Here is a 21622-nt window from a genome sequence, read left to right on the forward strand (position 1 = left end):
GGCAGAGGTGTCAGCTGGACCGCTGATCGTCTCTGCCGGCCGGAGCCGTTCTTGGGTCAGGACGCGGCCACGCGTCGGAGACGTGGCCGCGTCACCGGGGTGTTTTAGAAGGAATGACGGTAGTAGTTGCCCCAGTCGAAGGCGCCGGAGCGGCCTTCGCCGATGCGGGCGCGGAAGCCGTCGAAGCCGTTCTTGTCGCTGAAGCTGAACTTCCACTCGCGGTGGCCGCCGGTGGAGAAGCGGCGGTTGTGCCAGCCGTTGTCGTCGTGGTAGTAGAAGTCGATGTAGGTGTTCTGGCGGTCGCGGTCGCGGTCGTAGGTGTTGAAGTCGAAGTAGTAGCGGCCGTTGGAGTGGTACCAGTAGCCCTTGTAGTCGGAGCGGTCGCCACGGGATTCGCCGCGGCCGAAGCTGGAGTAGCCGGAGAACCAGTGCTTGGTGTACTGGGCCTGGGCGACTGAGGCCGTACCGGCGGTGGTGGCGGTGGCGGCCTGGGCGGGGGCGGCGGCGATGCCGGCCGCCAGAGCGCCCGCCAGGGCGGTGCCGACAAGAACACTGCGAAGCTTACGCATGGGGGATTTCCTTTGAGTGAGGGTGCTCGGAGGAGAACCTGTGTGCCTTGCGCCCGGTGCGCTTTTTCAGTGCTGCGCTCCGGACAGCACTGACATTAGGCAGGCACAACGTCCCGTTCTGCGTACAAACACACACATAGGGCCGAGCGTGCACTACGACACACAAACGGGCCTTGTCGCGTTCGGACGAGGGCTGTTGGCGAATCCGGCGGTGCAGCAGGTCGCATTCAACGTGGCGCTGTTCGTCCCGCTCGGCGCGTACGTCCGCCGCTACTTCCGGCTCGGCGCGGTCACCACGGTGCTGGCGGGGGCTGTGGCGTCGCTGCTGATCGAGGTCACCCAGGCCACCGGGAACTGGTTCCTGTTCCCGTGCCCCTACCGCCTGTTCGACGTGGACGACCTGCTCGCGAACGGTCTCGGCGCGGCGGTCGGCGTTCTGTTCGCGCCGCTGCTGCACCTGGTCTACCGACGGCATGCCGCCCTCCCCGCGAACGCCGCCCGTCCGCTCACCGCCGGGCGACGGCTGCTGGGGATGCTGGTGGACCTCGTCGCGGTCTTCCTGCTCGGCGGAGTCCTCGCCACCGCCCTCGACCTGATCGTCCAATACGGCCTCGGTGTCCGGGTGGCAGAACAGCCGTGGGGCGCCCTGGCGAACTCCGCACTGAACCCCTGGCTGCCCGCGGTGCTCCTGCTCGCTCTCCCCTCGCTTGGCGCGGACGGCGCCACGCTGGGCCAGCATGCCGTACGGCTGCGCCGGACCCGCCCGGACGGCGCCCGGCCCGGCACTCGAATCGTCCCCGCGCTGCTGTTCGGAGGTTTCGGCTACTGCCTTCTCGTCGGGCTCGCCCCCTTCGTCCCGGCGGCGGGCGGGTTGGCCAACCTGCTGTTGCCGGTCTGCCTGGTGCTCGCCCTGCCGCGACCACACCGGGGGCTGTTCGGGCTGGTCTCCGGGCTGACCGTCACGGACTCACGCGGCCATGGAAAGAGACCGGCCAGTTCAGGACGGCCCGGCGGGCGAGGCGATCGTTTTCCCGGCCTTCCACACGATGCCCACCGCACCCGCCCGGACCTCCGGCCCGAAACCACGCCTGGTTTCCCCATGACCCAACCTCCCCCTTAGGCCAGATCTCCACGGCGCGAGGGAAGAGCCAGGATCCCCATCGCTGGAGCATGTCCGTGACGGCATGGTCTGGCTGTGGCCCACTTGAGTTTGACGCAAAGGGCTCCAGTCACGAATACGGCGAATCCGCTACGTAACGGCCTCCCTTATTTCGAGACCGTTTACTGGGCGTCCCGCAGTTTTGGCACTGCCACCCTCGCGGCCCGCTTGCTGAGGCCGGGGTCGAACGTCGCAAAAAAACCGTCGCTCACCAGCAGCGTGACGGTGTTCTTGACTCTGATGAGCACAACGTCCATCGCGTGGATCGGGCTGATTTTCGCCTCGGGGACCGTCTCGCTGTACCTGATCCCGTATACCCAGTCCCCGAGCTTGCCGATGGAGAGCTTGGTGATCCTCCCCCCAACGCCGTCGGCGCTCGTGTTGCCCCTGATGCAGTCACGAACCATGACCTTGCCCACCGTCTGCCAACGGGCCATCTGGGCGGGGGTGCCGCTTATGGCGAACTGCTTGACCCCCGACGGCTTGCCCTCTTCGTCGATGAAGACCGCCGCCTTACTTCCGAGGAGGGGTTTCAGTGCCTTGATAACCTTCACGCACTTTTTTGTGCGGGCCGTTTTAGAGTCCAGCGCCTCGCGGTTGCGCTTCGGGTTGGGGGTGTATTCATCGCCCAGGTCCTCGGGAGTGATGAGGGCAGCGCGCAGTTGGGCCGAAGTAGGAGGCTTGACGGGGGCTGCGGCCATGGCGGGAGCGGTGGAGGCCAGCAGAAGAGCGGCGGCGAGGCCGCCTAACATCACGGGGGGCATAGAACAGCATTCTAGAGTTCCACGACCGAAACGATCAATGAGCGCCAATGGGGCGGCCACACATCGCAGCCGCTGAAACCTTGATCGATACGACGGAGGCCCTTCCAGACGACTTCCGTTCCAGTGGTCGTCGCAGCGCCTGCCCATCAGCCGTGATCACGTCTTGTGGCGCCTGGGCGATAGCCCACCACCGGGCTTTCAGAAAGAACCCGCCGAGGGTGTCTCCCTCGGCGGGCGCTATCGCACGAGGAGCCTAGGCAGCGGTCACCTCAGAACGCTGCGCACCTTGAGGATCACCGTCCTCCTCGGGGAAGGGGGCGCCGCTCGGCTCGGAAGCATCGTCACCGTTGGGGATGCCGGCCGAAGGCGGGACGTCGAACTCGCCGTCTTTCACGCCCCCGACGAATGCCTTCCACTCCGCATCGGTGAAGTACAGCTTCGGGCCGTCAGGGTCCTTGGAATCCCGCAGGACGTACAACTCCTTCCCGCCCGAGGCGGCCTTGTGCTGCGCCACGGATGGGTCATCGGCCGGAACAATGGTCACCTCGGCACAGTCCCCTCCGTTGGTGCTGCGCCCGCTCTTGTGCCACCCGGCGGTAGACAGGCTGCTCATTGCTGGGGAGTCCTCTCGTAGCTCAGACGGCGGAGTCGGTCTTGATCCGGGTCAGGAAGTCGGCCCATACCTCGGGGGCGAACAACAGCGCGGATCCCGCCGGGTTCTTGCTGTCGCGCACGGCGACGACGCCGAGGAGGTTGGTGGCGACCTCGACGCATTCACCGCCGTTGCCGTTGCTGCGGCTGCTCTTGCGCCACCGGGCATCGTTCAGGTCCACTGCTGATCCTTTCGGTTGTAGCGGCATACCTCCCCGCGAACGGCATCCTTGGGGAAGAACCGCACCACCGCTCACGGAGAGTTGAGTCGTGGCGGTACGCAGAAGGGGCTCTGTGTATCGATACGGGCTTAGGGGAGGAAGAGGTTCAAGCCAGCCGGAAGCGGCTCTGGCCGAAGGTCAGGAAGGAGCATGAGGAGCTGCGTGGCCAGCACCTGCCCAACGCGGCTATCGGCCAGCGTCAGCTCGAAGCACTCTGAAGATGCTGCAGGCCACAAGAAGATCATTTCCTCCCTAGACCTACGCGGCCTAAACACAGAGTGAGTCCTCCCCGCTAAAAAAGGGAGTGCACGGACGATTTTGGTTGACATGGGCGTAAGCCGCCTGCCGTGGTCGTCTTGCGGTCATGAGGATTGCGCCATGCCTACCTTTAGTGCAGGTCAGACGGCAAATCGCAAGGTCAAGGAAGTACTCCGACAGGATTCGAACCTGCGGCACCCGCTTTAGTCCCTGATATCCCTGCGGTGATGCCCGTTCCGGGCTGAAAATCGGTGGTGGTTGCCCGCCGACGTCGTTTCTCCTTGGCCCGGTTGAGGTCGTGCTTTAGTTGGACTGCGGGTGCCGAAAATTCATCCGTGCAGGTCGTAGTGCCCATAGGTGATCACGTGCTCCGTCGTGGGAGTCGCGAGGGCTGCGCCAGAACGGCATGATGATCTATCGTGCTGCTGCGCTTGGCCTATCTCGCTGTGACGAACACGTTCTCGTTCATGCGGCTGCTGCCGTTGAGCGAGCGTGACAAGGAGCTTGAGATCCTGGCGCTACGGCATCAGTTGACGGTCTTGCAGCGGCAGGTGGCCAAGCCCGTGTTCACGCCCGATGACCGGTTTCTACTCTCAGGGCTGCTCCACCATCTGCCGATGGACAAGCTCCGGCACCTCACGTTGCCGGCCCGCCCGGACACCATCCTGCGCTGGCACCGTGACCTGCTGAGACGCCGTCACGCCGCGGCTTGCGCACCCAGGCGGCGAGGACGCCCGCGCACCGTCCGGTCCATCTAAGCCCTGGTGCTGCGACTGGCCCGGGAGAACCCCTCGTCGGGCTACCGGCGTATCCACGGCGAGTTGGCCGGGCTCGGTATCAAGGTCGTCGCCTCCACCGTCTGGGAGATCCTGAAAGATCACGGCGTCGCCCCGTCTCCCGAACGTGCGCACACCACCTGGGCCGACTTCCTGCGCGACCAGGCCGGCGCGCTGCTGGCCTACGACTTCTTCGAGGTCCGCACGCTGACCGGGGCACGGCTCTACGTTTTCGCCGTCATCGAACACGCCACCCGCCGCCTCCACATCCTCGGCGCCACCGCGCACCCGATTGGGCCATGGGTCATCCAACTCGGACGCAACCTCGTCATGGATTTGGAGGAGGCAGGCAGCCAGGCCAGGTTCCTCATCCGCGACCGCGACTCCAAGTTCACCGCGACCTTCGACGCCGTGCTGGCCGATGCCGGAATACAGGTCATCAAGACCGGTATCCGAATACCCCGGATGAACTCGATCATGGAACGTTGGATCCAGACCTGCCGACGCGAGCTGTTAGACCGCACCCTGATCTGGAACCAGCACCACCTTCTACACGCGCTGCGCGAGTTCGAGACGTTCTACAACGAACACCGGCCACACCGAACTCTCGGACAGGCCGCTCCGCTCCGATCGCTCCCCGATCCCAGCACCGTCCCAACCGGGAACACCCGCCTCGACATCCGTCGACATGATCGACTCAGCGGCGTCCTCCGGGATTACCAACATGCGGCTTGAGCTGCCCGGATGATTAATCGGCACCCGCACTGTCGAGGAGGTCCTCGGTGACCTCCTCCACTCGTGGCCGTAACTCGGAGACTCAACGCGCGGTGAACGTGCGCGACACGAGCTTGCGCAGCCGGAGGTGGTCGGCGTCGTCGGCGTCCAGGATGCTGTCCAGCACGTATCTGGCGAACTCCCCACAATTGGTCGATGCATTCAGGGTTACTTGACCAGGTTTGACCCACTTAAATGCGTATTGTCGGATCACAATACACTCCTGTGACCCCGTCATCTGGCCCGCACGAGCGCTCGAGCTGCTGTGGGCCGTTGACGTTATTCACAGGAAGGCACCGACATGATCGATTTGCGCAGCGATACCGTTACCCGTCCGAGTCAGGCGATGCTGGCGTCGATGGTGGCCGCCGAAGTCGGTGACGACGTCTGGGGCGACGACCCGACCGTCCTGCGCCTGCAAGCAACCGTCGCGGAGCGCGCCGGCAAGGAAGCGGGTCTATTCTTTCCGAGCGGCACGCAGAGCAACCTCGCCGCGTTGATGGCGCATTGCGGCCGCGGCGACGAATACATCGTCGGCCAACTGGCGCACACGTACAAGTACGAAGGCGGCGGCGCGGCCGTGCTCGGCAGCATTCAGCCGCAGCCGATCGAAAACGCCTCGGACGGTTCGCTGCCGCTCGATAAGATCGCCGCCGCGATCAAGCCGATCGACGATCACTTCGCACGCACGCGCTTGCTCGCGCTCGAAAATACGATCGGCGGAAAGGTGCTGCTGAACGGGTACGTTGCCGAAGCGGTCGCGCTGGCGAAGAGCCGCGGTCTCGCGACGCATCTCGACGGCGCGCGCGTTTGCAATGCGGCCGTCGCGTCGGATCAATCGATTGCCGCGCTTTGCGCACCGTTCGATTCGATCTCGATCTGCTTCTCGAAGGGTTTGGGGGCGCCTGTCGGTTCGGTGCTGGTCGGCAGCAACGCCTTGCTCGAGAGCGCGCGCCGCTGGCGCAAGATGCTGGGCGGGGGCATGCGGCAGTCTGGCCTGCTTGCGGCGGCATGCTTGTACGCGCTCGAACACAACGTCGATCGCCTCGCGGAAGACCACGCGAACGCCGAGCATCTCGCACGCGGGCTCGCGGAAATCGACGAGGTCCGCGTGCAATCGCAAGCGACCAACATGGTGTTCGCGCAGTTTCCGCAGGCGCATTGCGCGGCGCTCGAAGCATCGCTGAAAGAGTGCGGCATTCTCACGCAGATGCTGTACGCATCGCGCTTCGTCACGCACATGGACGTCAAGCAGGCGGACATCGATATGTTCGTATCGGCGGTGAAAGCGTATTTCGCGAAATAAGCGCCGCGAACGACGCGCGAAGGGTGTCAATACTCCGTTCACGGCTGTGAGCTGCGGAGATGACCCGACTGCCTTGGCCGAAGCAGTGGCCGGGATCGGGCATGCTCGGGGATCGTGGCGCTGCGTCTCATCTATATGATCTTCTGCCGGATCGTCGGCTGGCTGACGCTGCTCGCTCGTAGGGACGCGTCCAAGACTATGGAGATCCTCGTGCTGCGGCACGAGGTAGCCGTGCTGCGGCGCCAGGCGGGTCGTCCGCGGCTGTCGTGGGTGGATCGGCGGTCCTGTCCGCGCTGGCCCGGGGACTGCCGGCGGTGCTGCGTGCCCACCGGTTGGTGACCCCAGGGACGCTGTTGCGCTGGCATCGGCGTCTGATCGCCCGCCAATGGACTTACCCGAATCATGGGAGGGACGGCCTCCCATCGATCCGGTCATCGTGGCGTTGATCCAGAAACTGGCGCGGGAGAACCCGCGCTGGGGGTATGAACGCATCCGAGGCGAACTCCAGCACCTGGGCCATCGCGTGAGCGCTGCGACGATCCGCCGAGTCCTGAAACGAGCGCGACTGGGCCCGGCGCCACGGCGTGCCGACGACCGCTGGCGCGATTTCCTCCGCGCACACGTCGCCAGCACGCCGGCCTGTGATTTCTTCACGGTGGACACCGTCACGCTGCGCCGCTTGTACGTCTTCTTCGTGGTGGAGGTCGGCACCCGATTTGTGCACGTACTCGGCGTGACCGCCCACCCCGATGGTGGGTGGGTCACCCGGCAAGCCCGTAACCTTCTCGTGGATGTGCAGGAGCGGGTCGGCGCATTCCGGTTTCTGGTCAGGGATCGGGACGCGAAGTTCACTGAAGGCTTCGATGAGGTGTTCGCGGGCCACGACATACAGGTGATGAAGATCCCGCCGCGGGCGCCTCGTGCGAACGCGTTCGCCGAGCGATGGGTGCGTACCGCGCGTTCGGAATGCACCGATCGGATGCTGATCTTTAACGAGCGGCACCTCTGTACTGTGTTGGATGAGTATGCCGATCATTACAACCGGCACAGGCCGCATCGCTCGCTGGGCCTTCGAGCTCCCATGGACGATCCCGGTGTGATGCCGCTTCCGGTCGGCCGGATCGAGCACCGTCAAGTCCTCGGCGGGCTGATCAACGAGTACGAGCGAGCTGGCTAACGACGGCCGCGCCAGTCATGGAGGTGCAGGTCAATGCCTTGGGCTGACTTTTGACACCCTTCACGCCCCTACACCGCCTTGGCGATCTCTCCTGTCCGCCACCACCTGCGGCGGCGGCTTTCCGTGCCCGGCTGGACCTTATGGACGTTCGCAATCCGTAAGAATCTCGGGCCGCGCGAACGTAGCGCATGGACCGGTTCACACAGTAGAAACATCCCAGCAGTGCATGACTTGCTACAAGTCGGGAAATTAGGGAGCCCCCTCGGCTGCCCACGGTGTCCAGCCGGCGTCCCCTGAGGAGGCGGATCGGTGACAATTCGTCAGCCATCCCGGCATGAGAGAGCGCTTTCGCATCCCTAGAAGCGCGCCCCATGTGCCACCGTCCTCATGCCGGCCATCAAATCTTTCTATCCACCTAGCTCCGCGCCCCAAGCGGAAAGGACGATTTTTATGATGACCCTGCCTCCTGGCAGTGCGGGTCACCCGTCCCAGCGCCCCACCCGCCGCCGACTTGGCCGGGCCTTCGCGCTCGGCGTCGTGCTGGCGACTTCTGTCATGGCGACCGGAACGGCCGCAGTCGCCGACTCGCCGGCCCCCGGCACGTCGGACCTCGGGACGAACGTCACCGTCTTCGATCCGAGCATGCCGGTCAGCGAGATCCAGGCGACCCTCGACGCGGCGAACGCCGCGCAGGTCGACAATGAGATGGGCACGACGCGCCACGCCTATCTCTTCGCGCCCGGCACGTACGGCACCGCGCAGAAACCGCTCCAGATCAAGGTCGGCTACTACACCGAGATCGCCGGCCTGGGTGCATCACCCACCGACGTTGTCATCAATGGCAAGGTCGAGGTCTACAACCGCTGCCTGGAGGGCGGCGGCACGAGCAACTGCCTCGCGCTCGACACCTTCTGGCGGACCCTGTCCAATCTGTCGATCAAGATCAATGCGGCCGGCCAGGACGGCTGCCGGGCATCGGCCGACTTCTGGGCCGTCTCCCAGGCCGTGTCCATGCGCCGCCTCAACATCAGCGGTGGCAACCTGTCGCTGATGGACTACTGCACCGCCGGTCCGCAGTTCGCCAGCGGAGGCTACATCGCCGACTCCAAACTGCCGTCCGTCACCAACGGATCGCAGCAGCAGTGGCTCACCCGCAACACCGAGGTCGCCGGCTGGTCCAACGGCGTGTGGAACCAGGTCTTCTCGGGTGTCGTCGGCGCTCCGGCGGAAACCGGCTTCCCGAACCCGCCCTACACGACGCTCGACACCACTCCGGTGAGCCGAGAGAAGCCGTACCTGTTCGTCGACACGGACGGCACGTACAACGTCCGCGTGCCCGCCGCCCAGAAGAACACTCGTGGCGTCTCATGGGCCAACGGCATCACGCCGGGCCGCACGGTCCCGATCGACGACTTCTTCGTCGCGACCCCGTCGGACTCGGTGCAGGCCATCAACAACGCGCTGTCGCGCGGCAAGAACCTGCTGCTCACGCCCGGCGTGTACGGCATCGCGCAGAGCATCAAGGTCAAGCGTGCCGACACGGTGGTCCTCGGGCTCGGACACGCGACGCTGACCGCCGTCGACGGCTCGACCCCGCTCGAGGTCGCCGACGTCCCCGGCGTTGTCATCGCCGGCGTCACAGTCGACGCAGGGCTCGAGAAGTCACCCGTTCTGCTGCGGGTGGGCAAGGAGCACGGCAACAACCACCGGGATTCGGCGGAGGACCCGACGACCCTGTCTGACGTGTACTTCCGCGTCGGTGGACCGCACGTCGGCAAGGCCGACATCGCGCTCGAGGTCAACAGCGACAACGTGCTCATCGATCACACCTGGGTCTGGCGTGCCGACCACGGGGTGGAGGGCTTCACCAACACCGAACGCTGGAACACCAACGTCGGCCGCAACGGCGTCATCATCAACGGCGACCACGTGACGGCCACGGGCCTGTTCGTCGAGCACTTCCAGCAGTACAACACCATCTGGAACGGCGACGACGGCACCACGATCCTGTACCAGAACGAGCTGCCGTACGACCCGCCGACCCAGGCCGACTGGATGAACGGCGACATCAAGGGCTGGGCTGCCTACAAGGTCGGCGACGGCGTGAAGACGCACACCCTCTACGGCGGCGGCTCCTACGTCTTCAACCAGAACAACCCGGCCATCCACACCGAGAACGGCTTCGAGGTGCCCCAGACCCCGGGCGTCAAGCTGCACCACATCATGACCGCCAACCTCGGCGCCGGAACACTCGACCACGTCGTCAACGGTGTGGGCGCACCTGCCGACACGACCAGAACCGGGTCTCCGGTGTATGTAGTGGACTACCCGACCCCGTAGAGCACCACACAGATGACTGCCCGGTCTGGTCGGCACCAGACCGGGCAATCTTTGTGCGCCGGTTCCTCAAATACAGGGCATCTTCTCCATGCCGCCCAACGATCCCGACAGCGAACACCGGCAGGGGGAGCGGCTGCGAACTCTGCGGGTGGCGAAAATTCATCCGTGCAGGTTGCAGGCGTAATGGGCGATCACGTGCTCCCGTCCGGGAGCTGTGAGAGCTACACCAGAACGGCATGATGATCTGTCGTGCTGCTGCGCCTGGCCTACCTCACGGTAACGAACATCCTCGCGTTCATCCGGTTGCCGCCCAGGAGCGATCATGACAAAGAGATCGAGATTCTGGTGCTACGGCATCAGCTGACGGTGTTGCGGCGGCAGGTGGCCGCGCCTGCGTTCACGCCGGATGACCGGTTCCTCCTCCTAGGGCTCCTTCACCACGTGCCGATGGGCAAGCTTCGACACCTCACGTTGCTGGTGGGCCCGGACACCATTATGCGCCGGCATCGTGATCTACTACGGCGCCGTCACGCCACGGCCTGCGCACCCCGGCGGCGAGGACGTCCGCGCACCGTGCGGTCTATCCGCCTCCTGGTGCTGCGACCGGCTCGGGAGAATGCGTCCTGGGGTGACCACCCTTACCGACGCGCCGGCCGCTGCGATCGGCTGGGGTGCCGACGACCGCGAGCAAGCCGTCGCGCTGCTGGCCCGAGTGCCGGGCCTGGCCGACCAGTCCACCGATCGCCGCGCCAGCGTCCGCGCCTGGATCGCCGACCTGTACCCACCGCCGACGCAAGACCTACCCTGGGGCGACCTACAACCCGATCGGCTCGCCGAACGCTTCCTCGGCCGCCATCTGCACACCACCCCTGGCCTGGCTGACCAGCTCACTCTGGCCGCCGACCCTGCCCAAGCCATCAGGCTGCTGACGATGTACACGCGCGCCGTCGCCCACCCGGTCTTCACCCACCGCCTGGATGCGGCCCTGATCGAGTTGTGCGTGCGGCATGCGAACGTGCTGGCCAAGCCAGCGATCCGGACCGCCACCCAAGTCGAAGCCCCTCAGCCCCTACTGGCAGCCCTGCACCGCGTGCTGTCCAGCCCGGACATCAACACCAAAACCTTGCAAGAATGGGGTAATCAACCCCCGCGCACCAGTCATGCTCTGGCTGACTGGGCCGTCCAACTGACCGCTTGCCTAGTCGACAACCACCGCCGACGCTCCAACCTGCCTGGCCTCGCCATGAGCCTGAACAATCTCTCGATTCGGTTTGGGGATCTGGGGCGGCGAGAGAAGGCACTAGAAGCCATCACCGAAGCCATCCAGGCCTACCGCCACCTAACCGAGACCCAACCCGACACCTTCCTACTTGACCTCGCCGCGAGCCTGAACAACCTCTCGATACGGCTAGGGCAGGTAGGGCGGCAGGAGGAGGCGCTGGAAACCATCACCGGGGCCATCCGCCACCGCCTGGCCGAGATTCGCCCAGTTGTACATCAGAAAGAACTGGAGTGGTCCTTAGCTGTCATGGAATGGCTGCGCAGCACCATTGACGGCGACGAAGGAACACGTTGACGGGTCATCGCCCTGACAGGGTTGCCCTCGGCGGTCTCTGATACTGAGCAAGACGGTCTAGAACTTCTAGGGCTACCGACAGCCGCCACACGGTTGATCGTCTGACTGATATGTGCTGAGGATCGATCATTTCTCCGATACTCACTCTGTCCTGGGAGAAGCGCCGGACCCACAAGGCTGTTAGCAAAGGTGTTAGCAAAAGGCCCCCACCGGAACCCGGTGAGGGCCTTTGACCTGGAGCCGCCTTGGGGAATCGAACCCCAGACCCCTTCATTACGAGTGAAGTGCTCTGGCCGACTGAGCTAAGGCGGCGTGCCACGCAGGTTTCACATGGCCTACGGCAGTCTACAGGTTCCGGGGCGCTCTACGCGCCTTGGAATCAGCCGATCTTGGGACAGCTGGTTCCGTCCTTGGGAACCGCCAGATCGATCAGGTACTCGTCCACCAGCCTGTCCACGCACGGGGAACCGCTCAGGTAAGCGGTGTGGCCGTCGCCGTCGAAACCGACCAGGACACCCGAGGAAAGTTCGGAGGCAAGAGCCTTGGACCATTCGTACGGCGTGGCCGGATCACGTTTGGTGCCGACGACCATGATGGGTGGGGCCCCCGGCGCGTCGATCTTCTCCTTGGCTCCTGCCCTGACCGGCCAGTACGCGCAGGGCAGCGAGCCCCACATGACGTACGAGCCGAACAGCGGGGCGTCCTTGACCGCCTTGCGAGCCGCCGCGGCGAAGGCCTCCGGATCACGGGGATAGGTGGAATCGACACAGTTGATGGCCATGTTGGCCTCGGTCTGGTTGGTGTATCCGCCGTCCTCCTGGCGGTCGACCAACAGGTCTGCCATGCGCAGGAGCGTGGTCCCGTCGCCCTTCAGGGCCTGGCCGAGCGCCTGGCGGAGGATCGGCCAGGCCTGCCGGTCGTAGAGCGGGGTGAGCAGGCCGAGTGCGGTCCAGCCCTCGCCGACCGGACGGCCGTCGTTCATCGCGTTGGCCAGGGGAGTCGTGTCCGTATGGCGGAGCAGCTTGGTGATCTCCGCGCGGGCGGAGGTGATCGAGCCCTCGAAGGGGCAGTCGTCGGCCGTGAAACAGTTTTCGAGGAACGCGTCGAGCGCGACCTCGAAACCGCGCGCCTGAGCGGCGTTCAGTTCCAGCGGGGGAAGCGAGGGGTCCACCGCGCCGTCCAGGACCAGGGCGCGGACGTGGTCGGGGAAGAGGTCGGCGTAGACGGCACCCAGCTGCGTGCCGTACGACTTGCCGAGATAGGTGAGGCGCGGGTCCCCGAGAGCGGCGCGCAGCAGATCCATGTCCCGGGCGGCGTCGGCCGTGCCGATGTGCGCGAGGAGGTCACCCGAACGGGCCTGGCACCCGGAGGCGAACCGCCGCGAGCTCTCCTCCAGAATGGCGACCTCGTCGGGCGAGTCGGGCGTGCCGTCGAGGCCGACGTAGCTGTCCAGATCATTCGTCGACAGACACCGGACGGGTGAGGAGTCTCCGACCCCGCGTGGATCGAATCCGATCACGTCGAACCGTGCCCGTACGGCCTTGCTCAGCGCCGAGGTCGCACCACGGGCGTACTGGATCCCGGAGGAGCCCGGCCCGCCGGGGTTGATGAGGATCGAACCGATCCTGTCGCCCGAGGCCGGGAGCCGGATCACGCTGATCCCGATCTTCTCACCGGTGGGCTTTTCATGATCGAGCGGGACCGCGAGCTTCGCGCACTCGAAACCGTCACCGCAGTCCGACCAGTCGAGCGCCGCCTCTTTGCCCGTGGTTCCGGTGCAGGCGCTCGCGAGCAGAACCACCGCCGCAAATGCGGCAGCCATACGAAATCTCACGCTTTGTCCGCTCCGTAAGTCAGGCCGCACAACCATCCGGCACGGAAGCTCGGGCGCGCAGAGTGAGTGACCAATCGCATATCGGTGACATCCTACGCTTGCGCCCACGCACATTTCCGGCGAGATCATCGCAGAGGCGGGAATCCGTACGTCGCCGGGGCCATGACCGAGAATCTGTCACCGGGCGCGTCCGCCCGGCAGACACACGGCCACCGGCGACGGCTACTGCTCGGGGCCGCCCTCGGCGACCGCCACCGCGTCGCCGTACATCGTGTCGTGCTGCTTGCGGGGGGAGCAGACCGAGGCGGAAGGGCACGCGCAACGACGTCCGCCGTCGTCCAGCCGGACCACGACGGAGTCGGAGGGGACGTTGCGTCCCACCACGGTTCCCGCGCCCTCGGGGGTGTCCACCTTCAGCCCGACGCGAGGCATCCTGTTGTGCGCGTCGATGTAGAGCGGGTGCTCATACTTCAGACAGCACATCAGCCGCCCGCACGCCCCCGCGATGCGCAGCGGGTTGACCGGCAGATCCTGGTCCTTGGCCATGCGCACGGAGACGGGCTCGAAGTCCTTGAGAAAGGTCGCGCAGCACAGGTCACGGCCGCACGGGCCGATGCCGCCCTGGAGGCGCGCCTCGTCGCGGGGGCCGATCTGGCGCAGCTCCACCCGGGCACGCAGGTTGCGGGCCAGGTCGCGGACGAGGGCACGGAAGTCGACGCGGTGAGGAGCGGAGAAATAGACCGTGTAGACGTTGTCGTCGTCCATGTAGTCGACGCCGACGACCTTCATGGGCAGCGTGTGCCGCTTGATCAGGCGTTTGGAGACGCTACGGGCCTCCGCGCGCAGCCGCTTGTTGCCCTCGTCGCGGGTCAGGTGCTCCTCGCCCGCGATGCCGGCGCACACGGGCAGCCCGCCGACCTCCTCGCTCGTCCACTGCGGCGCCCACACACACTCGGCCACCTCCGGCCCCGCCTCGGTCGGCACGAGCACCTTGTCGCCGACCTTGGGACTGTGCTCGCCGGGATCGAGGTAGTACAGCCTGCCGTAGCGGGTGAAGCTCACCGCCATGATCATGCTCATGTGGCTCCAAAGCTGGGGGACGGCCTGCGGATCACCCTACGCTTCCTACCCACGGATAAGCGGTGTCCCACCGATGGTCTCCTGCACGGTCCCGAGGAGTGCACGCCCCTTCTCTTCGCTGCTTCAGCACTTCCCCTTGTCCATCACGCACCTCTGGTCGATCACGTTGGAGACGCCGGGCAGCGCCATGGCGGCGTTGATGAGCGCGTCCCAGTCGGCGTCCTGCTCCGGCACGACCCGGAACACCTCCGGCATGTCCTTGACCTTGATCGTGGTGAGAATGGCGCTGTTGTCCTTGTTCTGTTCTCTGAAGTTCTGGTAGGACTTCGCCGTGCTCTCAAAACCGAGCCACTCCACGTCCGGCCGGCTCCACAGCGCATCGGCGATCTTCACCTTGTCGGCCTTACGGCCCTTGCACTGCGGGAACGCGTCGTGCTCCTTGCACAGGAAGACCGAGATCAACATTTGGGGCTGGAACCGGGGCGTCGGTGGCGCCTGGACGGCGGTGGTCGTCCGGGGGTCCAACTGACCCGCCCACACGAACCCGACCCCGACAGCGGCCATCGTGACCGCGCCGGCGGCCAGCAGCATCGGGATCCGGAACCTGCGGCGGATCGGAAGGGTCAGCGGGCGGACATTGACGGTGGTCGCGGCGGCGGCGGACAGGGACTCGCGCAGGCGGCTCTCGGTGGCGGTCATGATTCCTCTCCAAGCACTCGGGCGAGGGCGGCCAGCCCGCGCGCGATGGTGGACCGGGCCGTGCTGGCGCCGACCCCCATGGTTTCGGCGATCTCCAGGTCGGACAGGTCGAGGTAGTAGCGCAGCGTCAGCGCCTCCCGCTGTCGCCTCGGCAGCGCGCGCAGGGCGAGGAGCACCTCGCGGCGCTCCTCACCGAGCAGCGCCGCATGCTCGGCGGACCAGACGGACGGCTCGTACGGCACGGCCCGCCGGAACGCCACCGCCCGGCGGCGCAACACGGAACGAGAACCGTTGAGCACCGCCGAGCGGATGTAGGTCAGCGTGCGCTCGGGATCCCGCAGGCGGCGCCGGCCCGCATGGGTACGGGCGAACGCCTCCTGAACGACGTCCTCGGCCGTGGCCTGGTCACCCACCATGAGCAGCGCCAGCCGTACCAGCCCGAGATGATGTTCGGCGAACAGCGTCGCAACGTCGACGCGGTCCCTGGTCAGGGGCTCTCCGTGGGAGAGCAGTTCGACTTCCACATCACAGAGACGCCGAGCGGAGCCGTTTGCTGCTTCACTCAACGCGCGAGTTCCACCCGGGCACGGCTCCGCCCCACCAACGATCCCAGCGCGCACGCTCGGGCACGGCTCCGCCCACCATGCGGACCGCTCCAACACGGGAGTTCACCCATGCGTCCCAGGCGTCAGCGTCCGAGCTCGGCGAAGGACTTCTCCCAGCGGTCCGCGATCATGGAGATGTCGTAGCCCATGGCCGTCTGGAGGGCGTTCGCGGCCATCAGGCGGCGGCCCTCCTCGTCCTCGATCATCTGGAGCAGCCCGCCGGCCAGGGCGTCCACGTCGTCCGGAGGGATCAGCAGTCCGTCGTACCCCGGGGTGATGATCTCCCGTGGCCCCCGGGGACAGTCGAAGCTGACCACCGGCACCCCGCACGCGAACGCCTCGATGATGGTCATGCCGAAGCCCTCGAACCGGGAGCTGACCGCGTGGATCGAGGCCTTGGCGAGCTCGCCCTCGATGTCACTGGTCGGGCCCATGAACGTGACGTTGTTGTGCAGCCGCAGCTTGACGGCCAGTTTGATCAGCTTGTCGCTGACCCGGCCCTCGCCGTAGATCCGCAGCTTCCAGTCCGGGCGTTCCCTGACCACCTGGGCGAACGCCTTCAGCAGCCGGTCGTACCCCTTGACCGGCACCAGCCGCCCCGCGGCCAGCACGACCCGGTTCTCCTGCCTGGAGCGGGGACGCGGCCCGCCGGGCAGCCCGTTGCCGATGGTGAACACGCGCGTCGGCGCCTGGCCGAGCATCGTCCGGTAGTCCTGCGCGTCGGCCTCGGTGAGCGTGACCACCGCGTCCAGTTTCGGGTACCACTCCTTGATCTCCTCGAAGATCCCGGGCAGGTGGGCCTCGAAGTGCAGATGCTCCTGGGCGATCGTGACGACCCGCTTGCGCGCGAACCTCGCGGCCATGATGTTCAGCCCGGCCCGGGTGGTGACCAGGACGTCCGTACGGAGCCTCCGCAGCTCGCGCCTGAGCACGTCGTCGCTCCAGGCGCTGAAGGAGGCATAGGCGCGCTCCTCCGGGTGGATCAGCGCGCTCTCCTGCGAGCTCAGCCGCTCCGCCCTCTTCGTGTACGGCCAGCGGACCCTGGCGCCCTCCCGCAGGTCCACCAGCGAGCGCAGCCGGACCTTGGGGCTCAGCCGTAGGAAGGGCAGGTCGGCGTGCTGGAAGACGCTGATGACCTCGACGTCGTGCCGCTCGGACATCTTGGTGGCGAGGTCGAAGGTGGCCCGGATCGTTCCGCCCATGCCGTAGGCGTTGAGGATCAGGAAGGAAATCTTCACGAGCTCTCCTCCTCGATGCTGAGGGCGACGGCGAGGCTGTCGGTCTCTGTGTAGTAGGGCCGCACCCTTACCCGTCCCTCCCGCTGGGCGGGAAAGCGGACCCTGTTCTTCTTGTCGGTGATGTCGTCGAGGCGGGCTGCCAGCGGCATCCGCACATCGGCGACCTCCGCGTACAGATCCCAGAAGACTCGCCGTCTCACCTGCGCCTCGGCCAGCGGCGCGATCTGGACGCTCCCGGTGAATCGCCGCCCGAGGAAGCTCGCCGGCCCGCTCACCGGCTCCGGTCCCTTCCTGGCCACGGCCACGAGCCTGGCCGGTCCATGGATCGGCTCGCCGTACGCGATCACGCCCTCGATCTCGATCACGCCGTCGTCCGCGACCACGCCGGTCACCTCGATGTACGGCTCGACCTCGCGGACGGTCAGGGCGAGCGTTCCATCGGGTGCCCGAAACGCCCTGATCTCCCGGCTGCGAGGGGTCTGGGCGTAGGCCTGCAGTCCATCCAGCGAGAAGCCCGGGTCGTCGGTGGCAACGGGCTCTCCCCCGAGCGACGCCGTCCAGACACCGGCGGACAGCAAGCCGAGGTCCGCCGTCCCGCGCTCCTGCCCGGTCTCCGCGTGCCGCAGGATGATCTCTCCGTCATCCGGTTCCGGCCACTCGATCCTCAGCATGTCGTCGTTGTCCACGCGACTGGTGACGGCCCGCCTGACCTCAGACGCCGCCATCCCGTGACGCGCTCCAGTGCTCACCAAAAGTCCCCCGGTCTTCTCTGCTCATCCCCACGGAGCAGGACACTGTCAAGTCGATTTATAACGAATGAATCGATTTTCGCTGGGAATTCTAACGATCCACACCGACAGTTTGAGGGGAATTAGCCTGGAATGGTTCCACTCAACTTGAAATCAGTTGATAAGAGTCACTCGATCCCCGATGCGGCTCCGGTCCGCCGCCCGAACCTCGCGCGATCGGCCCGCGATCGCCGCCAGGAACGCGCACGACGCGAACATGCCGGTGAGCCCCTTGATCACCCCGGAACCCCAGGGAGAGGTACGGCCACATCGGGCGCAATTGTTCGGCCCGCATCACCGGAAAGGCGAAAGCCACCCGGGGATCGCTGAGAGCGCAACGATTGACACGCCTATAAAGGCAACCCTGTACTTTAAATTTCAACTGATTGGCTCGGGGTCCGACATGACGCTGAGAAACTCGACCTCAATGGCGCGGAAGGCGCCTCTCCGCTTCTTCGGAGCCAGGCGTTCGCGACTCGGTCAGAGCCAGGGCTGACGCAGTGAGATGGTCATCGACTCCACGGCCATCTGCGGGTTGACGTTGGCGGACAGCCGCCGGCGACAGCGCATGATCGCGTCGATCCTGCGCAGGGTGTCCTCCGGGGTGGAGGAGCGGGCCAGGTCGTCCAGGTCGGCCCGGCGATCCTCGTTCGCCAGCTCCACGTGCGCGCCGAGCTGCACGGCCAGCACGTCGCGGTAGAACGCCACCAGGTCGAGCAGGGCCGAGTCGATGACATCGCGCTTGGTCCGGGTGGCCCGGGACTTCTGCCGATCCTCGAGATCCTTGAGTGCTCCGGCTCCGCCCCGGATCAGGCCCTTGTTGAGCCCCTTGCCCGAGGATCCCTCCCCGTAGATCTGGCGCAGCTCGGTGATCTCCGACTCGTTCAGCACCGCGGTGACCGCGGCGGCCTCCTCTTCGGCGGTCTTCACCAGTCGCTCGGCGGCCATGACGCACGCCCCCACACCGGTGAGCGACTTGGGGATGGCGAGCACCGAGTCGCGGCGCTTGCGCACCTCCTCGTCCAGAGCCAGCCTGCGCGCCCTGCCGATGTGCCCCTGGGCGGCCCTGGCGGCGAACTCCGCCATCGCCGGCGGCACGTTCTCCCGCGTGGCCAGCACGTGGGCGACGGCGGCGGTGGGCGGTGTGACAAGCGTGACCAACCGGCAGCGGGATCTGATAGTGATCATCATGTCGTCCGGGGAGGGCGAGCAGAGCAGCCAGACCGTCTTCGGCGGCGGCTCCTCGATCGCCTTGAGCAGTGCGTTGGAGGCGCCCTCGGTGGCTCGGTCGGCGTCTTCGAACAGCACGATGCGCCAGCGGCCGAGCGTCGGCGCCCCGGCGGCGCGGAGGATGAGCTGGCGGGTGTCCTTGATCCCGTATGAGAGCCCCTGTGGCCGGACGATCTCCAGATCCGGATGGGAGCCGATCGCCACCTGGTGACACATGTCACAGTGACCGCATCCCTGGTCGGGGCAGAACAGCGCGGCGGCGAACGCCCGCGCGGCCTCCTCACGACCCGATCCGGGCGGCCCGGTGAACAGCCACGCGTGGGTCATCCCCGCCCCGCGCCCACCGGCCAGCATGTCGGCCCCGGCCGCCGCCGCCCGGCGGAGCGTTACGACAGCCCGCTCCTGCCCCACAAGGTCATCGAAGACTCCCACGCGCCTAACCTACCGCCGTGTCAGTCGCGGATCGCGGGCATCGTCCCGGTGACGTCCTCGGACTCCTGCGGCACCGGGTCGGGCAGGAGCTCACGGACCCGGTCGTGGATGAGCAGGGAGATCTGGTCCTGGGGCAGCGTTCCGTCGATGACCGCGTAGCGATCCGGCTCGGCGGCGGCCAGCGAGCGGAACTCGCGGCGCACCCGCTCGTGGAACTCCAGCGGCTCGGCCTCGATCCGGTCGGCGGCCCCGCCCAGCCGGGCCAGGCCGATGGAGGGCGGCGTGTCGATGAGCACGGTGAGGTCCGGGACGAGCCCGCCGGTGGCCCACGTGTTGATCCTCACCACGTCCGCCCGGTCCAGGGCCCTCCCGGCGCCCTGGTAGGCCAGCGAGGAGTCCACGTAGCGATCGGAGATCACCATCGAGCCCCGGTAGAGAGCCGGCCGGATGACCTTCTCCACGTGCTCGGCCCTGTCGGCCGCGTACAGCAGCGCCTCGGACCTCGCGGACAGTCCCTGGTGCACCGCGTCCAGCAGGATCGCGCGCAGCCGCATGCCCACCTTGGTCGAGCCGGGCTCCCTGGTCTGCACGACGTCGAAGCCCTGGTCGCGCAGCCAGATCGCGAGCAGCCGGGACTGGGTGGTCTTCCCCGACCCCTCACCGCCCTCGAACGCGATGAACATCCCGCGCGCCTGCTCGGTCTCCTCGGGTGCGAACCGCTCCCCGCGCACCGCCGAGATCAGGTCGGAGACGATCGGGACGCCCTTGCGGTCGTCCATCTGCAGCAGCGCGACGATCCCGACGATCGACGCGAGCAGCCCGCCGATCACCAGCACGAGGTTGGAGCCGTCGAACTGGTAGACCGCCTCCCGGCCGACCATGATCACGCGCCTGCCGAACAGGCCCGCGAGCGTCGGGGCGACCGCGACCACCAGCAGCAGGGTGACCCGGGCGAGGGACTGCAGGAAGGAGAACGTACGGCCCCGCAGGCTGTCGTCCACCTCCAGCCCGATCATGGTGTAGCCGATGATCCAGGCGATCCCCGCGCACGCCCCGAGCAGCACGGTCAGCAGGACGACGATCACCAGGTTGTGGACGAGCGCGATCGCGACGAGGACCAGCCCGGCCACGATGATCGACAGCCCGAACAACCGGCGGCGCGACAGCTCCTTCAGGAGCTTGATCCCGAAGAACATGCCGGACGCCATGCCGACGAAGACCGCGCCGAAGACCACGCCGTAGGCCGCGTCCCCGCCGCCCAGTGCGTCCACATAGATCTTGGCCACCCCGACCACCGCGCCGCCGGCGGCGAAGGCGCCGAGCATGCCGATGATCAGGCCCCGGATCAGCCGGTTGCCTCCGACGAACCGCCAGCCCTCGACGATCTGCCGCAGCACCGACGGGGTGGAGGCCGCGGCGTCCCTGTGGTTCTTCGGGATGTCCTTGAGGGAGAAGATGATGACGGCCGAGACGAGGTACGCGAGCGCGTTGATGAACAGGGCGAGATAGGTGTCACGCCCGGCGAGGAACGGGACCAGGTTGGCCAGGGCGTCGTCGGCGACCGACAGCACCGCGAACAGCAGCGCGGCGATCGGGGCGGTGCCGTACGTGACCAGGAGGTTGAGCTGGTTGGCCTCCTCCAGTCGCTCCTTGGGCACCAGGTTCGGCACCGTGGCGTCCTTGGCCGGGACCCAGAAGAGGTTGACGCACTCGACCAGGAATGTGGCGATGATCACCCACTGGTAGCTGCCGATCAACGGGATCGACAGCACCAGCGCGAAGCGCAGAAGGTCGCAGAAGAACATCGTCAGCCGCCGGTCGAACCGGTCGGCGAACACGCCCGCGAGCGGGCCGAGCACGATGGCCGGGAGCATCTTCGCGACGAAGACACCGCCGATGGCCAGGCTCTGGAACTTGTAGCCCTCACCGGCGGTGAGGTTGCCCGCCAGGGCGGTCAGTGCCAGGAGGTTCAGCCAGTCTCCGAGGCTGCACACCGACATGGCCGTCCACAGCTTGCGGAACGGCGCATTGGCCAGCACGTGGGGGGGCTTGCGGCGCGCGGTGTTCCGGCCGAGGGTGGTCATAGTGTCAGCGTATCCAGATGCTCGCTGGGCTGGGGAAAACACTGGCCAGGCGGATATACCC

The 21622-nt window shown here is 66.6% G+C and carries 21 protein-coding genes and 1 tRNA gene; 8 read left to right on the forward strand and 14 right to left on the reverse strand.

The window, feature by feature from the left end:
• Positions 1 to 104: 104 nt before the first annotated feature.
• Entirely contained in the window at positions 105 to 569 is a 465-nt protein-coding gene (locus CHC08_RS44665; RefSeq protein WP_089213448.1) for a hypothetical protein, read from the reverse strand.
• Positions 570 to 780: 211 nt separating this feature from the next.
• Between CHC08_RS44665 and CHC08_RS44670 the strand changes: the two genes are divergently transcribed.
• On the forward strand, positions 781 to 1689 hold the full coding sequence (locus CHC08_RS44670; protein WP_179282590.1) for a VanZ family protein: 909 nt from the start codon (positions 781 to 783) through the stop codon (positions 1687 to 1689).
• A gap of 161 nt (positions 1690 to 1850) precedes the next feature.
• Here CHC08_RS44670 and CHC08_RS44675 read toward each other — a convergent pair whose 3' ends face one another.
• The 3 genes from CHC08_RS44675 to CHC08_RS44685 form a co-directional block, all read right to left on the reverse strand.
• Entirely contained in the window at positions 1851 to 2492 is a 642-nt protein-coding gene (locus CHC08_RS44675) for a hypothetical protein (protein WP_089213450.1), read from the reverse strand.
• A gap of 253 nt (positions 2493 to 2745) precedes the next feature.
• The gene (locus tag CHC08_RS44680) at positions 2746 to 3105 is read right to left on the reverse strand and encodes a DUF397 domain-containing protein (RefSeq protein WP_089213451.1); all 360 of its coding nucleotides are present in this window, start codon (positions 3103 to 3105) and stop codon (positions 2746 to 2748) included.
• 22 nt (positions 3106 to 3127) lie between these two features.
• Positions 3128 to 3325 carry a DUF397 domain-containing protein gene (locus CHC08_RS44685; RefSeq protein WP_089213452.1) on the reverse strand — a complete coding sequence of 66 codons (198 nt, stop codon included), beginning with the start codon at positions 3323 to 3325 and terminating at the stop codon, positions 3128 to 3130.
• Positions 3326 to 4041: 716 nt separating this feature from the next.
• Between CHC08_RS44685 and CHC08_RS51035 the strand changes: the two genes are divergently transcribed.
• Together CHC08_RS51035 and CHC08_RS44690 are read left to right on the forward strand one after the other, a co-directional pair.
• On the forward strand, positions 4042 to 4380 hold the full coding sequence (locus CHC08_RS51035; protein ID WP_218825794.1) for a hypothetical protein: 339 nt from the start codon (positions 4042 to 4044) through the stop codon (positions 4378 to 4380).
• Positions 4381 to 4386: 6 nt separating this feature from the next.
• Entirely contained in the window at positions 4387 to 5133 is a 747-nt protein-coding gene (locus CHC08_RS44690) for an integrase core domain-containing protein (RefSeq protein WP_218825795.1), read from the forward strand.
• An 82-nt stretch (positions 5134 to 5215) separates the two neighbouring features.
• On the opposite strand, the gene CHC08_RS52670 is transcribed toward CHC08_RS44690, so the two are convergent.
• A complete protein-coding gene (locus CHC08_RS52670) occupies positions 5216 to 5386 on the reverse strand; it encodes a hypothetical protein (protein ID WP_179282589.1) in 171 nt (56 codons plus the stop codon).
• Between the two features lie 87 nt (positions 5387 to 5473).
• Between CHC08_RS52670 and ltaE the strand changes: the two genes are divergently transcribed.
• The 5 genes from ltaE (at position 5474) to CHC08_RS44715 (ending at position 11571) form a co-directional block, all read left to right on the forward strand.
• Positions 5474 to 6478: a low-specificity L-threonine aldolase gene (gene ltaE / locus CHC08_RS44695; RefSeq protein ID WP_089213453.1), complete on the forward strand. Its 1005-nt coding sequence runs from the start codon at positions 5474 to 5476 to the stop codon at positions 6476 to 6478.
• Between the two features lie 114 nt (positions 6479 to 6592).
• On the forward strand, positions 6593 to 6817 hold the full coding sequence (locus CHC08_RS51045; RefSeq protein ID WP_218825796.1) for a hypothetical protein: 225 nt from the start codon (positions 6593 to 6595) through the stop codon (positions 6815 to 6817).
• A gap of 46 nt (positions 6818 to 6863) precedes the next feature.
• Positions 6864 to 7655, forward strand: coding sequence for an integrase core domain-containing protein (locus CHC08_RS44700; RefSeq protein ID WP_275937254.1), 792 nt, complete (start codon positions 6864 to 6866; stop codon positions 7653 to 7655).
• A gap of 450 nt (positions 7656 to 8105) precedes the next feature.
• Positions 8106 to 9995, forward strand: a complete 1890-nt coding sequence (locus CHC08_RS44705; protein ID WP_245878954.1) for an adenylyl cyclase — start codon at positions 8106 to 8108, stop codon at positions 9993 to 9995.
• 628 nt (positions 9996 to 10623) lie between these two features.
• Positions 10624 to 11571: a tetratricopeptide repeat protein gene (locus CHC08_RS44715; protein ID WP_179282591.1), complete on the forward strand. Its 948-nt coding sequence runs from the start codon at positions 10624 to 10626 to the stop codon at positions 11569 to 11571.
• Positions 11572 to 11806: 235 nt separating this feature from the next.
• Here the strand turns inward: CHC08_RS44715 and CHC08_RS44720 are convergent.
• From CHC08_RS44720 to tmk, 9 genes are all read right to left on the reverse strand, one after another.
• Positions 11807 to 11883: transfer RNA gene (locus tag CHC08_RS44720), tRNA-Thr, on the reverse strand.
• 67 nt (positions 11884 to 11950) lie between these two features.
• A complete protein-coding gene (locus CHC08_RS44725; RefSeq protein ID WP_179282592.1) occupies positions 11951 to 13393 on the reverse strand; it encodes an alpha/beta hydrolase in 1443 nt (480 codons plus the stop codon).
• A 234-nt stretch (positions 13394 to 13627) separates the two neighbouring features.
• Complete coding sequence (locus tag CHC08_RS44730) at positions 13628 to 14485, reverse strand: PSP1 domain-containing protein (RefSeq protein ID WP_420823615.1); 858 nt, start codon at positions 14483 to 14485, stop codon at positions 13628 to 13630.
• A gap of 123 nt (positions 14486 to 14608) precedes the next feature.
• Positions 14609 to 15184 carry a permease-like cell division protein FtsX gene (locus CHC08_RS44735; RefSeq protein WP_089213456.1) on the reverse strand — a complete coding sequence of 192 codons (576 nt, stop codon included), beginning with the start codon at positions 15182 to 15184 and terminating at the stop codon, positions 14609 to 14611.
• On the reverse strand, positions 15181 to 15696 hold the full coding sequence (locus CHC08_RS44740; protein ID WP_179282593.1) for a sigma-70 family RNA polymerase sigma factor: 516 nt from the start codon (positions 15694 to 15696) through the stop codon (positions 15181 to 15183). Before CHC08_RS44740 ends, CHC08_RS44735 begins: the two co-directional genes overlap by 4 nt.
• Before the next feature lie 176 nt (positions 15697 to 15872).
• Positions 15873 to 17027, reverse strand: a complete 1155-nt coding sequence (locus CHC08_RS44745; RefSeq protein ID WP_089213458.1) for a glycosyltransferase family 4 protein — start codon at positions 17025 to 17027, stop codon at positions 15873 to 15875.
• Positions 17024 to 17776 (reverse strand): hypothetical protein, encoded by a 753-nt coding sequence (locus tag CHC08_RS44750; protein ID WP_143653635.1) that lies wholly within the window; start codon positions 17774 to 17776, stop codon positions 17024 to 17026. Before CHC08_RS44750 ends, CHC08_RS44745 begins: the two co-directional genes overlap by 4 nt.
• Positions 17777 to 18295: 519 nt before the next feature.
• Positions 18296 to 19477 carry a DNA polymerase III subunit delta' gene (locus tag CHC08_RS44755; RefSeq protein WP_089213460.1) on the reverse strand — a complete coding sequence of 394 codons (1182 nt, stop codon included), beginning with the start codon at positions 19475 to 19477 and terminating at the stop codon, positions 18296 to 18298.
• 20 nt (positions 19478 to 19497) lie between these two features.
• Positions 19498 to 21561, reverse strand: coding sequence for a dTMP kinase (gene tmk, locus CHC08_RS44760; protein ID WP_089213461.1), 2064 nt, complete (start codon positions 21559 to 21561; stop codon positions 19498 to 19500).
• Between the last annotated feature and the right edge of the window lie 61 nt (positions 21562 to 21622).

The organism is Streptosporangium subroseum (assembly GCF_900188345.1).
Lineage (GTDB): Bacteria > Actinomycetota > Actinomycetes > Streptosporangiales > Streptosporangiaceae > Streptosporangium > Streptosporangium subroseum.